The following is a 15,208-nucleotide window of genomic DNA, read 5'->3' as shown; positions in this document are numbered from 1 at the left end:
CTTAATCTTGAAATACATTATGATCCCCCCGCCCGGTTTGGCTGGGCACATCGTTTGCACTGGTATTTCGAGGTACAGAACGTCGCCAACCAGACCTATATCGCAGGGGCCACAAACATCAGCGATAAACTGCAAGCCAATGGTCAGCAGGCCGGTGCCACGACACTCATGAACAGCACAGGCTCCATCTATGCAGGTTCGCCCCGTGCGTATTTTGGCGGCATGCGGATCAGGTTTTGAGGGATAGTGCCATGACCATACACATTGCCACTCTCTGGCCAGACCGCCGCACGCTCTGGCGCTGGCATTTCTTCGCAGGGCTGTTCTGCCTGCCTTTTGTGGCTTTTCTCTCTCTGACCGGAGCGGTTTATCTCTTCAAACCCCAGATTGATGACTGGATTGACTGGCGATATGACCATCTGCTCACAGTTCAGTCGCCCTCTCCCAAGCGTGACGTTCAGGCTGCTTTATCAGCAGTGCCGCAGGGGGCTTTCCTGGCTTATGAACTTCCGCGGACTTCGCAGAGTGCCGCACGTATTCTGGTCAGCAGACCAGAAGGAGAGGCCGTGCGGGTCTATGTGGACAGGAACACCCACACTGTTCTGAAAACTGTTCTGGAAGAGAACAGATTTGAGCGTCTGGTTTTTCGGTTGCACGGTCAGTTGCTGCTGGGCAATATGGGTTCTGTCATTATGGAAATGGTTGCATCATGGACCATTGTGCTCATTGTGACAGGCCTACTGCTCTGGTGGCCTCGCGGTCAGAATGGACTGGCAGGCGTTGTTTATCCACGCCTTGGCATAAAGGGACGAACCCGGTGGCGGGATCTCCATGCCGTCACTGGCGTGTGGGCATCAGTGTTTCTGGTGCTGTTTCTGGTATCCGGTCTACCGTGGTCCTTTGTCTGGGGACATACCCTGCAATCGGTCGAAAACACGGTTGGTCGCCTGACCTCAGTCAAGGACTGGGAAATCGGCGCGGTTCCAGCCGCCACGGTCATTGCCGGGCACCCGGTCGGGCAATCACAGAAGCAGCCTGCAACAGGCAGCATGGATATGCCCGGTATGGATATGCCAACCGTCTCCACCTCTTTTCCTGAAGAGGACTTGGTAAGCAGTCTGGATACTGTTGTACAGACCGCGAGCACTCTCTCCCTGCCCGCTCCGGTCATCATTACGCCATCTGGTTCTATGTGGACTGTACGTTCCGACACGCAAAACCGACCTTTGCGAGAAAGTGTGACGGTAACACCAGATGGCCATGTGCAGGCACATACAACTTTCGCCCAGAAAGGCCTTATCGATCGGATCATTGGCTACGGCGTTGCGGCGCATGAAGGCCAGCTTTTTGGAAAGATGAATCAGGCTATCAATTTTTTAGTGGCAACTGGTTTACTGATGATGAGCAGTGCAGCAACAGTGTTGTGGCTTAAACGTAAACCTGTGGGAACCTTGGGGGTTCCGCCCGCCATGCCTTCTCAGAGATATGGAATTGTCGGTATTATGACCCTTGTCATTCTGGGGCTGCTTCTACCAGAACTGGGGGCCGCATTACTTGTTCTGACTCTCGCAAACCGGATGTTTGCGAGATGAGGTCAAACCTGACATCAGGAGGATGGTAAAAGTCATCTGAGCTCGCTTGCAATCTGATGGGCACTAGCATCAACGAGGATCATGCCAACCAGATGATTTTGTCCATGCATGAGGTAAAGAAGCGAACTATGATCAACGAGATAGTCTGAAGCATTGGGAGCATGACGCCGTACTGAGACATGAAACTCCCTCAAAACGAGGCTGAAGCTGAGGTTCCGATCCTATCAAACCAACAATGCGCGGGGAAAAACGTTCAATATACTCCTCTAAAACTTCAGGGGTATCACGTTCGGGATCAACTGAAATGAACACGGGAATAATGTTTTGTCCCCGCTTACCAAGCCCCTCAAGAGCGGCTGACACAGTCACTAGTGTCAACGGGAAGACGTCCACACTGAATTGTCTCGGGTTTTGTAGAGACGTTTTTTATCTGAACTAAGCGGCTAAAGCATGTAATTTCTGCTAAGCATAAAAACAAGTCTTAGCTTCTGCTGGCGGGATATTTCCCATGGATGACAGAATGCGGCGATTATTGAACCAATCCATCCATTTGAGTGTGGCCAGTTCAACAGCGTCCCTATTTTTCCATAGCCCCTGCTGATAGATAAGTTCAGTTTTGTAGAGCTCATTTATGGTCTCAGCCAGGGCGTTATCATAGGAATCCCCAACACTTCCGACAGAGGCAACGAGACCTGCTTCAGTCAGTCTTTGCGTGTAGCGAATGGACACATATTGACAGCCGCGGTCGGAATGGTGGGTCACTTTTCCCTCTGGCCGCCTCTGGCACAGAGCCTGCTCAAGGGCATCCAGCACGAAGTCAGTATGGGCCGTTGATGAGACACGCCGTGAGTAGGCCCTAGTTTTCTAGACGCCTTGATCATTCAAAGTCTGCTGTTGTTCGAACTGCACGGGTGACAGCATCTCGTTCCTGACCCGCTTGCGCACCGGGTTATAGAACATTTCGATGTAGTCAAACACGTCCTGTCGGGCTTCCTGGCGCGTTTTGTAAGTTCGACGCCGGATGCGCTCACGCTTGAGCGATGAGAAAAAACTTTCCGCTACAGCATTGTCGTGGCAATTGCCGCGGCGGCTCATCGAGTGTTCCAGATTGTGAGCCCGTATGAAGGCAGTCCAGTCCATGCTGGTAAACTGACTGCCCTGATCGAGCAGATCATCGTGCAGCTTACGGTAGCCATAAACCCTGCCACTGTCGTTCCAGGCCTGACGGATCAACGTGGTCTGTCGGGCATCCTCGCAAGCCCGTCGGCTCAACGGCTCCTTCCGCCAGGCATAGTAGCCACTGGGCTGCACGGCCAGACAGCGGCACATCGCCCGAACTCCAAAACGATCACGATGCTCGGTAATGAAGGCGTATCTCACTTTGCATCCTTGGCGAAATACGCGGTGGCTTTCCTAAGAAACACCAGGCTCGGTGGCTACAGGGATGGGATGCAGGACAAACCCTAATGACTGCGCACGTCGGTGGAGATTGGAGACGACACGTTTGCGATGGATTTCATCGTCATGTCCCGCTCCGGGATCGGCATAAATCATGCCGTGCCTGAGGGTATTGTAAAACAGAACCGCTATCTTCCGAGCCGTGGCGGTGACTGCCTTGGCTTTCCCGACCCGCGCTGATAAGCGTCTGTAAAAAGCCCCCAACGCCGTATCGCTTCGCCCGAGCGTTGTGGCTGCCAGACGTAGCAGTGCTGCGGCCCGGCTTGAGGATCGGCGTGTGCGAGATGACAGAAGCTTTCCTCCGGAAATCTTGTTTCCCGGAGCAAGGCAGAGCCAGGACGTGAAATGTTTTGCACTTGGCCAGACGCGAAGGTCTGTGCCGCATTCTGCCACAAGCTTGAGTGCCAAGGAAACACCGATGCCATGGATCTGCGTGAGATCCACGCCCAGCAAGCGATATAGAATGCCGCGGACGTCGAAGGACGGAACACTCACCTGCTTTGTCTTGATCCGAGGCTTTGGGAGGTCTGCCGCAGGCTTTGCACTGCCGTGGCTCAAAAGCAGTAACAGGCCTTCCATGCGGCGATCACAGGCCATGATCCGTTCCTGATAAATATCATAGAGCTCCAGTGCCTGCGTCAGAGCGAACACATGTTCATCTCTATAATTGCCCATCAGAGCTGCCGATATCACTTCTGCCGATGAGCGGCATCTGACGTCGCGCTTAGCGGCCAGCGTCTCTGGATCACGTTCACCGCCGACAATTGCCCGGATAATCTGCATGCCTGTGACGCCAGTGATGTCGGAGACAACGTGATGGAGTTGCAGATTCATTTCCATCAGGGCTTTCTGCATGTGCTGGATATGTCCCGCAGCATACTCGACCAGACGTTCACGTTGACGCAGGTAAGCCCGCAATGCGGCAATATCGGCCTGAGGCCGAAAGCTTCCACGCAGCAAGCCATAGGAATGAAGTTGCTGGAGCCATCCGGCATCGCTCACGTCCGTCTTGCGACCAGGTACATTCTTGGCGTAGCGCGCGTTCACCAGAATGACGTCGAAACCATGCTGCTCAAGGATTTCATAAACCGGGATCCAGTAGACGCCTGTAGATTCCATGGCGACACTGGTGACTTTGCAGTCTTTGAACCACTCAGCCAACGCATGCAGGTCGGACGTAAATGTGCCAAAGGACCGGATTGGGTCCTTCGCAGCCTCAGGGGACACCGCCGCCATATGCATCCGTGATCCAATATCGATCGCAGCGGCTCCCTGAATATGGCGTGTGAGATCAAAGGACGCTTTTGCAGATTTTCGAGGCATCGTAACATCTCCACACAGTGTGCTGGAGGAGGGTGTGGAACATGCCTATCAATCATCTTCCTAACCGGGATCACCGCAAGGCGGTGTCACCATTCTCAAGTTCGCACAGTTCCATGGACCACGTTTTTTAACGGGGACGAACCCGCCAATAAGCGAACGGCCGCTACCCTCCTGTCCGGCACAATAGCATGGCCCGTTTCTATGCCGCACAGGCGGACAAACGTCCGGGATCGTTTTTTAAGATATCGCGCTCCTCGGTGACCCGGGCTAGTTCGCGCTTCAATTGCCGGATCTCGGCATCCTTGCCAGAATCGCCCGATACCACCTTCGCGAATTGCCGCTTTCACGCATACAGCGAATGTGTGCTGACCCCGAGCCGCTGCAAAACTTCCGCTACCGGATATCCCCGCTCGGTAATCTGCGTCACCGCATCACGCTTGAACTCATCACTGAAATTGGGCTTCCCCATCAACGCCTCCTGTCCTCATTTTTAGGAGCCAGGGCGTCCAGAAATCTAGGGCCTACTCACCGTAATTACTTCAGGAAGGTTTCTTGGCGCGTTCTACCATCGTGAGTCGACCGACTTATGACCTCAATGTAGAACTCGAAATTCAATCTTTAGCCTGATCTTTTTACCTTTCAGGAGTTTAAATAATGTCTCTGAGTATAAAAACGCCCCTGCTTGAATCGTTGCCGCTTGAACAGTTGAATGGAACGCAGGTCTGGATGAAAATGGAGGCGGCGCAGCCGTCAGGATCGTTCAAGATTCGCGGTATTGGTCATGCCTGCGAATATCACTATGGCAAAGGTGCGCGCCGCTTCATTTCATCTTCCGGCGGCAATGCTGGACTGGCTGTTGCTTACGCCGGTCGTAAGCTAGGTGTCCCCGTCGTCGTCGTCGTTCCAGAAACCACGTCCGAACGCGCCCGCCACCTGGAGGGTTCTAAAAACCCCCTGGTTTTGAGGTCTTCTGTATGATTCTATTTCTTCTGCGTTGATTGAGGGAATGGCGATATGAAGCAGTCTGGTTTCTTTGATGTTGAAGAGCGTCTTGCCCGGCTGAGTGGGCTTGGCGATCAGCTCGAAGCGTTTTCCCGGACTGTGGATTTTGAAGCGTTCCGTCCTGATCTGGACAAGGCCCTGGCGTATTCCGATGGAAGCAAGGGCGGACGACCGCCATTTGATCCTGTGCTGATGTTCAAGATCCTGGTGATCCAGACGCTCAACAATTTGTCTGATGAGCGGACGGAATATCTGATCAACGATCGCCTCTCCTTTATGCGTTTCCTTGGGCTGGGACTTTCAGATCGGGTGCCGGATGCCAAAACGGTCTGGCTGTTTCGCGAGCGTCTGACCCAGGCGGGTGCGATCGATGGGCTGTTCATCCGCTTTGATGCGACCCTGCGTAACGCCGGGTATTTGCCGATGTCAGGCCAGATCCTGGATGCCACGCTGGTAGCGGCTCCGAAGCAGCGGAACACCAATGCAGAGAAAGCGGATCTGCGAGCAGGCCGTATTCCTGAAGACTGGCAGGACAAACCCGCAAAGCTGTCGCACAAGGATCGTCATGCGCGCTGGACACTGAAGTTCACGAAGGCGAAGCGGCAGGATGATGGAACCATGCCATCCAGCGATCTCGCCATCCCGTTCTTTGGCTATAAATCGCATGTTTCCATCGATCGGAAATACCGGTTCATCCGCAAATGGAAAACAACGCATGCCGCTGCCAGTGATGGCGCGCGATTGAGAGAGGGGCTTCTGGATAAAACCAATACGGCCTCAAGTGTCTGGGCCGACACGGCCTATCGCTCAAAAGACAACGAAGACTTCATGGAAAAGCAGGGCTTTGTCTCCAAGGTTCATCGCAAAAAGCCGCATCTCAAGCCTATGCCCCGGCATATCCAGAAATCAAATGCTGGAAAGTCGGTCATCCGCTCGCGTGTCGAGCATGTCTTTGCCGATCAGAAGTCACAGACGGGGCTGTTTATCCGGACTGTCGGTATCAGTCGAGCCACCATGAGGATCGGGCTCGCCAATATCGTCTACAATATGCGCCGCCTCCTCTTCCTCGAAAGATTGAACGCGAGCGCATAGCCATCCAGCGAGAGACAACTCCCAATCTGCTCAAAACGCAGACTGGACGCCATCGCAAAAACCGTCAATCAAATCGCCAAAACCCAGAAATTACCGGCCAAGCACATCAATCAAGGGTTCTTCGATCCCTCCAAATCGTATCTGTTCACGAAAAACCCTATTTTTCAATTTATAAAAAACGGAACATCATCGAACAATTCTTCGCCAGCCCGAAGCAGTTCAAAGGCACTGCAACACTCTATGACAAGCTGGAATCAACCTTCATCACAGCAGTGCAACTCGTCTCCGTTATCATCGGAGATAACTGACGACACGCCCTAACGAATATGAAATCCGACCGGAATCCGCCCCACCATAGGTGTTGAAGCCGGTGCGACACAGTGCAACCCACGAGCAGCGGCCAGTGCTTGTGCATCCAGATCATCATAGCCAGTACTCTGCACCAGTCGAGTTGTAGCAATGGCTCCGTCTGCTGCCAAAGTGACCTCCACCACGCCTTCTCCTTCTTCGTGCAGATGCCGGGCCATGGGAGGATAATGCGTCTGCGGTGGGGAGCAAGTAAGCGTGCGTGCCCCGCTCCCGTTGGCTACATGAGCCACCGATGCCGCCGCTGGTTGCGCAGCAGCAGAGTTCTGTGCTGCAGGAGCCAACTGAATTTGACTGGCCGCAGTACGAGCAGAAGTGGAAACAGGAGGTGTCGCTACCTTCGGAGAATGCGAAGTCAAACTCGTCTTGGGTGTAGATGGTACTGCCGCCTTGCGAGGCATGGATATTTGAGAAGAGTGAGCTGAAGGCCGATGCTCATGTGCTGGAGCGGCCCGCTGTGTGGCAACAGGCGGAAAGATATTTGTCATGCGCGGCACGGGTGGTGTATCCGCTGGCATGGGAGGCGCTCCCAGCGAGGAAGCAAGCGCCTCGTCTGGCGGTGTTATCTCAGAGGACTGAGTGGCATAAAAGAGATTAGCCGTAGGAGGCACACTGAGTGGTTCTACCTGCTCAGGAGTAGGAACCAGTTCCTGAGGCGGGGTTACAGAAGTGAGGTTCGCAGCGCTGACGGGCTTGCTGACAGGAGATTCAAACACCATCTCCACAGCTTTCTGCCCCGGTGCTTTCGACGGATGCCATGGATGAAATGTCACTAGCAGGCAGGCTGTAATTACCCCGTGCCCGACGACTGCTGCCAGAAGGGCCAGATGCCACACCCGGCTAGTCCGGCTCTGTCGAGCAGAAAATACGCCCCCCTCTAACCGTGCACGCACGTCTGGCGTTAGTGCATCGTCATCCTGCCCTAGTCTGCCGTGCGGTTTCACCCGTCCGCGTTCCTTCATCCTTTGGTCCTGAACGGCCCATACCCACAACACAAGGCAGATACACCCAAGCACCCAAACAGCTGCGACGCCTTGCCACTTATGCCGACCTGCACGCGTGCCTGCCTGTTTTCTGCGTGGTCTGTGTGGGCTTTTTCCCGTGATTTTATACCTCTCGCCGCCGCCTTCAATCAGAAAGATCACTTTTGCGGCAGTCATACGTTTGACACAAATCCTCTCATAGATAAATAAAGCAAAGCCACGTCCCACCTTTGGTCCAACCCACCATGGCCCGCACAGACAGGAGTTCCGGCTGCTCTGATGGCCCGCACCACCCACCCGTTGCATACGCTGCTGAAATTGTCGCTGGTGGTGGTGACACTGGTAGGCTTTCTCAGCCTGCTCGCCCTTCAGAGCTTTGCGCAACCGGATGAACTGCCCCGCGCCACCATAGCCCGCCTTCTGGGCGTGGATATTGCAGCTTCCCTCTCCGCACCCGATGAAGTCTTGGATGCAACGTCCGCTGGCGCAGGGCAGAAGGGTTCTGGCCTTGCCTCGCCAGAAGGCGCGGTGGGCCTGCCCACCAGAGTGGGCCCGACCCAGCACCATCATATGATGGCCGCACATGCCCATCACATGGCAGCGGCCATTGCGGGTAAATCCACGCAGCCGCATTCCGGCCACCATCATGGGGTGGAGCAGTGCCCGCTTTGCCCGCTTCTTTCGCTGCCAGCGGCGCTCCCCGTGGCCTTATTACTGGTGCCCCCGCCCATTCTGCGGTGGATGCGGCGCGGCAGCAGCGCCTCCACCCCACGCGCACCGCCCAGCGTTCAGCTTGGCTTGCCGCCCTCACGTGGGCCTCCTGCCTGAACAAAGCTTCTTCGTGCCCTTTTGGCCTCATGACCGAAGAAAAAAGGGTTCTGCACGCTTTGTTTTCAGGATTGTTTTTATGATCACGCTTATCAACCGACGCCGCGTGCCGACGTGGGCGTGGGGCATTGCTGCGGTGTGCGCGGCCCCCACCATCTCCGCTGCGCTGGCGCAAACAACGGCTGCGCAGGTCAGCGCCAGCCAGAGCAACACGGCCTCTGGCAGTGCCGTTGTCACACTGCCCCGGCTGGATATCTCAACGGATGAGGAAGAGGAAACCTCCCTCTCCGATGCCCCACTGACAGCGTCCTCGCCCGATGCCAGCTCACAGCGCATGTCCCGGCTTTCCAGCCCGGATGTGTCCTCGCTGTTCCGTAACCAGCCGGGGTTCAGTTCCTATGGCGGCGGGCGGCTGGCCAACCTGCCCGTGCTGAACGGCATGGCGGATGATCGCGTCGCCACTATTGTGGATGGCGTGCGCATCTCTCCCGCCTGCCCCAACCACATGAACCCCACCCTCTCTTACATTGATCCAGACAGCGTGCAGACTGCCACCAGCATTGCGGGCCTGACCCCTGTCAGCAGCGGGGGCGACAGTCTGGGCGGCACCATTGATGTGGAACGGGCAGACCCACGCTTTGCCCGCAAGGGCAAAATTCTTGTGACAGGCCGGGTGCGCGGCACCTACCGCAGCAATGGCGGGGCCTACGGGGCTTCTGGTTCTGTCACAGTTGCCAATCATCTGCTCAGCATCAGCTATACGGGTTCTTATGATCAGTCCGGCAATTATCGGGGGGGGGGCGGGCATGGGCACCGTGCACTCCACCAATTACCTGACCTATAATCACGCCGTAACGGTGGGCTTGCACAAGGACAACCATCTGGTGGCCATTACCGTGGGGCAGCAGGACACCCCGCGTGAGGGCTTTGCCAACCAGTATATGGACATGACCAACAACCGCTCCACTTTTGTAAACGGCAAATATACTGGCTCGTTTGACTGGGGCACGTTTGAAGCCCGCGGCTACTGGCAGCGCATTACCCACGCCATGAACATGCTGGCGGACAAGGGCGGCCATTCAGCCACCACCGGCATGCCCATGAACAATGACTCCCGTCTGGCGGGTTATTCGCTCAAGGCCACCATTCCGCTAGGGCATTTTCATACCCTCAAGCTGGGCAGCGGGTTTGACCATGTGGGACTGAATGACTGGTGGCCACCGCTGCAAGGCAGCATGATGATGGGGCCGGACACCTACCACAACATCAATAACGGCCACCGCGACCGGCTGGGCCACTATGCCGAGTGGGAAGCCCACTGGACGCCGCGCGTTTCTACCCTGCTGGGGTTCCGCAATGATCTGATCATGATGAACACGGGAGCCGTGGCTCCCTATTCATGGACAGGCATGATGAACATGAAGGATGCCATGGCTGCCCGCGCCTTCAACGCCCACAACCGGGGGCGGACGGATGTGAATTTTGATGTCACCGCCATGGCTCGCTGGAAGGTAACAGACAGCTTTACGCTGGAAGGCGGCTACGCCCGTAAATCCCGCGCGCCCAACCTGTATGAACGCTATGCGTGGGGCCGTGGCACCATGTCTTCCAGCATGATCGGCTGGTTTGGCGATGGCAACGGCTATGTGGGCAACATGGATCTGAAGTCAGAAATCGCCAACACGGCCAGCGTGACGCTGGACTGGCATGACCCCACTGCCGCCAACCGCTGGGGTCTGACGGTCCAGCCCTATTACAGTTACGTGCACAATTACATCAACGTGGTACAGTTGAGCACTTTCTCCAACGGGCACCATTTGCTGCAATTTGCCAATCACAATGCCCAGACCTACGGCATTAACGCATCCGGCCATTACACGCTGTGGGACACAGCAAAATATGGCAAGGGTGAAGTCACCGGCGTCCTCAACTGGGTGCGTGGACAGGATGAGGTCACACATTCCGGCCTGTACCACATGATGCCGCTTAACGGCACGGTGGCTGTACATGAAACAGTGGGCCATTGGACCGGTCGGGTGGAGATGAACTTTGTCAAACCCAAGGACACCGTGGACTGGCTGCGCGGCGAACCCCGCACCGCAGGCTATGCCCTGCTGAACCTTGGCGGCAGCTACACTTGGAAGATGCTGACGCTGGATGCCGGAATTGATAACGTGCTCAACCAGCCTTACTACTTGCCGCTGGGTGGTCTCTCTCTTGGTGATACACGTTATATCGGCACCACCCGCGCCTTGCCGGGCATGGGCCGTTCATTCAACGTGAGCCTTTCCGCCACGTTCTGAAGCCTTACCTTTCCTGCCTGCGTGGAGAAATAGCCCGTAGGCAGAGAGTGAAACTGTCTTTATGGCAGTCCTGCCTTGGTTCCGACTCAACCTGATATTGGGTGTTAAGCACTGTATCTCACCTATCTTCACTGTTTCGAACAGTTGACGGTGGCCCGATTTCGGGACTGCGAAATCCAGTGGCTCAGCGTTGATTTGCTAATCCCCATATCCGCCGCAACCCGTGTCCTGGACAAACCGCAGCTAAGTGCGATCCTGACCGCCTCGCGGCGAAACTCTTCTGTCTGCTTCAATGCCATGGTCTCATGCCTTTCCTGTTAAATGTTGTAAACGCTCACTCAACCGGCTCAAAACCGTTACAAGTCCAGTTTTGAGACAGTCTAAAAGTGACCGCAAACTGGTCAACAGGGACGATCAGCTGGTGTATCTCGGTCAAGATATGAGGGGATGACTGATCTGCTGAATAACCTTAACCGTAAGGTTTCTGGCAAACCTACTGCTCCGGAAACGACCAGCTCTGAGGAAGACGGTGGCATCCCAGACGAGCTGATGGGTATAATCTTGGAAATCCTGCTACTGACACGCGCGAATTCAGATAGGTCTGAACTTCATCTCAACACATAAGGGGCGCGGCGCGTACGAATATCGTTCAAACAGCTTCGACAGGACCTAGATAAGCCTGCACGAGAGGATCATGGGGGCAGCAGAAGAAGCAGCTTCATGCCGAACCATCGAACAGAGAAATGATGTCCTCCTGTCCCATGCGATCAAAATCCTCTGGCACCCGGATTTTCCCTGTCAGAAAACCCAGACGCCGTTGCTGTTGTTCTTCAGGGGCCGTAATCGGGCTGACCCGCACCATCGGCCGACCGGCTTTGGCAATGATGAAACTTTCCCCTTTCATGGCCGCATCAATCAGCCGAGACAGATGGGTCTTGGCTTCATGAATGTTGACTGTGCGCATAAGAGAAGCGTCATCATCTTCTACCATAAAACTTAGCCATATGAGTTTAGTCTATCAAGAACTAAATTTTCTCTCTTCAGAAAATCTGAGGGCGCCTTTGATGACAATATTCCGACTGGCGATACCGTGGTACCTCGCGTAAACGCGGAAACAATGGAGAGTGATGAATATCGACCGTTCTGGCGACAGCCTAGCTTCGATACTGAACGGGAGCGACATAGCCCGCCAAAGGCATCTGGCGGAAAGATACGTAAATCGCCCCTCATTCTATTTTCTTGAGTTCTTATCGTGGAAAAAGAAGAAAAATCCCTGTCTGGCAAACCATCCAATCCACATAGATACACAATGGATGAACTTCTTGCCGTCTCGGATTATTCCCAACCTCAACCTTTAGACGAACGAGAGTGGATTGACGCTCCTGCTATAGGACGGGAACTGGTTTAAGTATTTCTTTCTGAGCAAATGATCTACCAACGAACAAACCCCGCCTTTCTGGCAGAGTTTGTTCGTTGATAGACCTATGAATTTTGACGAATGTGATTGCTTTGAAAAAAATTATTTAATTACGCTTATATATTTATAAGTGGAGTTTTTTGGTAAATCTTCAAAAGGTTGTCCGTATTTGAGCTCTAATGTGCCTTTTCCTAAAGAAATGGCCTTAAAAAAGAATTTTTCCACTCCACCGCAACCTAAATTATTACCGCAATTTTTGGATTGTATGTACTCCATACCTACTAAAGCGACGTTTTTTGGGAGACCTTTAATCATCCAACCGTATCCTGTAGTTGGATTTGATTCCAGTTCAAATGAAAATGTATCATTTAATTTTGATGTTACAGTATCATTACTTGGTTCTGCGAAAGCATAGCAAGGAAACATGATAGCAATTAAAGAGATAAACTTTTTCATTTTCTTCCTTTCGAAGATGAAGAATTTTATAGAACTGCGTTTTTAACTCCCTCGACCCCAATCATTATCACGTACACGAAATCGACTAAATGTTTTAGTCCGTTCCCATTGAGCCTTGACCGCTTGTTCTTGGAGTTTCTGGCGTAGCTACTGGGCCAGTTTGACACATCCCTCGACTGAATTACCCTTGGTTTTGTGGGGACAGTTAGAATATGAGGCCATTCAGATCGATACCATTTACAGACGAGGAATACGAACTGTCCGTTAATACCCGATACCAAGATTATCTAAACGATGATAGAATTCGAACATTCTTCGTTCATTCGTAATATCTTGATCATGCATTACATCATCCACAAAAGGGTCTGGATGTGGAACATGATCTGGCATGGGTGAATATGTTGCCCAAAATTTCTTTGCTTCACTCCAGCATGCCCATTGTTCATCTTGATCTTGAATCGTTGGACAGTGACTTTCGTAATAATCGAAAATCTTGCTTTTCTGTTTCTTAATCCGGCTATTGTAGTAATAATTTTGATCTGCGTCTGAGACATAATTTTCGTGCTGGATGCGTTCAACATGTGCAGATTCTTGTTCTGGGGTTTCTGTGGCACAGGCTGTTAATCCTAATATACCGCATACTAAAATTGTCCTAACCAACATGAAGGGTTCTAAAAAACCCTCCTTTTTGCCGATATGAAAATCGTAAAACATTGATATTGCTACCTCTCTAAAATGCAAAATGAGGGTTTTTAGAATCCTCTACCTTGCAGGCTTGCCACAAATTCAGGAAATGACGGGCTGACACGTGATAACATCAGTTATTACGTTTTGAACGTGTAGAGGACGCATCGCATGCTTTTTATACGCTATTAGCGTATAAAATAATTTATGACAGATGGGCCGAAATTGTTCGAGTGGAATGATGTCAAAAGCGGCGCCTGCTTTGAAGATCGCAGTTTTAGTTTTGTGAATACGTTAACAAGTCTACACGTATAATGATGGGCACTTTCCCTCAGGATCACGAATCTTTCTTTCTCCACAAAACCTGGGACAATTCACTTGTTAAGTCGGATAGTAAAGTATAGGACTACCGTGTGATCATGACAGGGTCGCTGTGACTAGCTCATGTCGCATGGAGCGGCTGGCCAAGTGTACGTATCGCCCTTGCGTTATGAGATTGAAGTTGAATAGCGGAAACCATGCCTACAGCATAGTTCCGATGCAGCTGACAGTCTGATTCAGACGGTAACAAGTATATAGTGTAACACTTTACAGTATTCGTCACGGATTCGAAGACGAGGCAATTTCCAGCCGGTCAACAGCAGCCTGATCGGACGCTTCTTTGCTAAGCTCGGTCCAACCATCAGGCGGGTTGCCACCTTCTAGCATTCCTTGGAAAACTTTGTAGGCATCGGTCTTTGCGCCATAAGTGCGCAAACTATTGTTATCGTTCACCCAGGCAAAGATGATGACTTTCGTGGCCGAATCATAGCGGAAGAACAGGCGGAAACGACCATTCCCGAACTTTGCCCTGAACCAATGCTTGTGCGCTTTCCCTAGCGTCGTGCCCTGCCGATAAGCGGTTACAGTCGGATCAGCAGGGATTGACTGGAAGATCAGTTTGTTCAAGGCAGCTAATAGCTTTGTGTTTGCATTCTTCTGGTATTCGTTAGGCTTTTTTTTCTTCAACTCCTCAACGGCGTCGGTGAGCTTTTCCAACTGATCGAGAAAGAGCGGATGCGCTAGGATGGTCCAGCCATTGATAGTCAGCATAGTCAGAGCGCAACATCTCCCTCAATCTCGGCATCAAGGTCAACGTCCATGTTTCCGACAAGCGCGGCTACGCGATCAGGCAGGCTGGCAGGCAGCTTGACGATGGAACTGTCGGGATGGTCGATCATGTCCTGCTCCAGAAATTCGAGGAAGCGAAAAACGACGGGATCTCTTGTTCCTTCTGTAGCCTTCTTGACATGGATACGACGCTGGTCGTCCACGAAGAAGGTGATACGCCCACCATAGTCCACGCCCAAAGCCTGTCTGATGCTCTTAGGAATGGTTGTTTGACCCTTCGCGGTGATAGTACTTTCTTCTTTCAGCAATGCGGCCATGTCTTGGCTCCAATCTTGATTTCTTCTGAAAGGTAAGGAAAATTCCTTACGATGTCAAGCGGGTCATATCTACTTGTACAATTACATTTGTATCGTGTGTGAGCACGGATAACGATGGCCTGATATGTTCGTCGAAAGACGCACTATCTGAGGATGTGAGCGATGGGTCCCTGTCGTTTTCCATGGGAACGACCTGGACGCAGCCTTTATTCATTTGCCTTTACAAACGTAAAGGCACAAACAGATGATGTGTTTGTTGGAGGACACATCATGGCTT

At 52.8% G+C, this 15,208-nt stretch carries 13 protein-coding genes and 5 pseudogenes; 6 read left to right on the top strand and 12 right to left on the bottom strand.

The window, feature by feature from the left end:
• A pseudogene (locus tag CSR02_RS13235) lies at positions 1-240 on the top strand (TonB-dependent receptor); the annotation flags it as partial.
• A gap of 11 nt (positions 241-251) precedes the next feature.
• A complete protein-coding gene (locus CSR02_RS13230; protein ID WP_061342402.1) occupies positions 252-1,592 on the top strand; it encodes a PepSY-associated TM helix domain-containing protein in 1,341 nt (446 codons plus the stop codon).
• Positions 1,593-1,724: 132 nt separating this feature from the next.
• Here the strand turns inward: CSR02_RS13230 and CSR02_RS17080 are convergent, their stop codons facing one another.
• The 5 genes and pseudogenes from CSR02_RS17080 to CSR02_RS13205 form a co-directional block, all read right to left on the bottom strand.
• Positions 1,725-1,955, bottom strand: coding sequence for an SCO family protein (locus tag CSR02_RS17080; protein WP_238331373.1), 231 nt, complete (start codon positions 1,953-1,955; stop codon positions 1,725-1,727).
• 99 nt (positions 1,956-2,054) lie between these two features.
• Positions 2,055-2,435 (bottom strand): annotated as a pseudogene (locus tag CSR02_RS13220) (integrase core domain-containing protein); the annotation flags it as partial.
• Between the two features lie 21 nt (positions 2,436-2,456).
• A pseudogene (locus tag CSR02_RS13215) lies at positions 2,457-3,005 on the bottom strand (IS3 family transposase); the annotation flags it as partial.
• Entirely contained in the window at positions 3,006-4,373 is a 1,368-nt protein-coding gene (locus CSR02_RS13210) for an IS110 family RNA-guided transposase (RefSeq protein WP_003627592.1), read from the bottom strand.
• Between the two features lie 235 nt (positions 4,374-4,608).
• Positions 4,609-4,842, bottom strand: a pseudogene (locus CSR02_RS13205) (transposase); the annotation flags it as partial.
• Positions 4,843-5,027: 185 nt separating this feature from the next.
• Between CSR02_RS13205 and CSR02_RS13200 the strand changes: the two are divergent.
• Complete coding sequence (locus CSR02_RS13200; RefSeq protein ID WP_003626860.1) at positions 5,028-5,351, top strand: pyridoxal-phosphate dependent enzyme; 324 nt, start codon at positions 5,028-5,030, stop codon at positions 5,349-5,351.
• Between the two features lie 36 nt (positions 5,352-5,387).
• Positions 5,388-6,467, top strand: coding sequence for an IS5 family transposase (locus CSR02_RS13195; protein WP_003626862.1), 1,080 nt, complete (start codon positions 5,388-5,390; stop codon positions 6,465-6,467).
• A gap of 317 nt (positions 6,468-6,784) precedes the next feature.
• Here the strand turns inward: CSR02_RS13195 and CSR02_RS13185 are convergent, their stop codons facing one another.
• The gene (locus CSR02_RS13185; RefSeq protein ID WP_231862525.1) at positions 6,785-7,795 is read right to left on the bottom strand and encodes a TonB family protein; all 1,011 of its coding nucleotides are present in this window, start codon (positions 7,793-7,795) and stop codon (positions 6,785-6,787) included.
• 300 nt (positions 7,796-8,095) lie between these two features.
• Between CSR02_RS13185 and CSR02_RS13180 the strand changes: the two genes are divergently transcribed.
• Both CSR02_RS13180 and CSR02_RS13175 read left to right on the top strand, forming a co-directional pair.
• On the top strand, positions 8,096-8,644 hold the full coding sequence (locus tag CSR02_RS13180) for a hypothetical protein (RefSeq protein ID WP_003626866.1): 549 nt from the start codon (positions 8,096-8,098) through the stop codon (positions 8,642-8,644).
• 79 nt (positions 8,645-8,723) lie between these two features.
• A pseudogene (locus CSR02_RS13175) lies at positions 8,724-10,947 on the top strand (TonB-dependent receptor).
• A gap of 128 nt (positions 10,948-11,075) precedes the next feature.
• Here CSR02_RS13175 and CSR02_RS17310 read toward each other — a convergent pair.
• The 6 genes from CSR02_RS17310 to CSR02_RS13135 form a co-directional block, all read right to left on the bottom strand.
• Positions 11,076-11,246, bottom strand: a complete 171-nt coding sequence (locus CSR02_RS17310; RefSeq protein WP_099541955.1) for a transposase — start codon at positions 11,244-11,246, stop codon at positions 11,076-11,078.
• Between the two features lie 419 nt (positions 11,247-11,665).
• Entirely contained in the window at positions 11,666-11,911 is a 246-nt protein-coding gene (locus CSR02_RS13160; RefSeq protein ID WP_019092505.1) for a type II toxin-antitoxin system Phd/YefM family antitoxin, read from the bottom strand.
• A gap of 555 nt (positions 11,912-12,466) precedes the next feature.
• Positions 12,467-12,820 (bottom strand): protease inhibitor I42 family protein, encoded by a 354-nt coding sequence (locus CSR02_RS13150; protein ID WP_035362748.1) that lies wholly within the window; start codon positions 12,818-12,820, stop codon positions 12,467-12,469.
• 264 nt (positions 12,821-13,084) lie between these two features.
• Complete coding sequence (locus tag CSR02_RS13145; RefSeq protein WP_003626877.1) at positions 13,085-13,534, bottom strand: hypothetical protein; 450 nt, start codon at positions 13,532-13,534, stop codon at positions 13,085-13,087.
• A 570-nt stretch (positions 13,535-14,104) separates the two neighbouring features.
• Positions 14,105-14,596: a type II toxin-antitoxin system YhaV family toxin gene (locus CSR02_RS13140; protein WP_020936751.1), complete on the bottom strand. Its 492-nt coding sequence runs from the start codon at positions 14,594-14,596 to the stop codon at positions 14,105-14,107.
• A 2-nt stretch (positions 14,597-14,598) separates the two neighbouring features.
• Positions 14,599-14,931 carry a type II toxin-antitoxin system PrlF family antitoxin gene (locus CSR02_RS13135; protein ID WP_020936752.1) on the bottom strand — a complete coding sequence of 111 codons (333 nt, stop codon included), beginning with the start codon at positions 14,929-14,931 and terminating at the stop codon, positions 14,599-14,601.
• Positions 14,932-15,208 lie beyond the last annotated feature (277 nt).

Origin of the sequence: Acetobacter pomorum (genome assembly GCF_002738225.1) — a bacterium.
GTDB lineage: Bacteria > Pseudomonadota > Alphaproteobacteria > Acetobacterales > Acetobacteraceae > Acetobacter > Acetobacter pomorum.
This window is presented reverse-complemented; position numbering and strand designations above follow the sequence as displayed.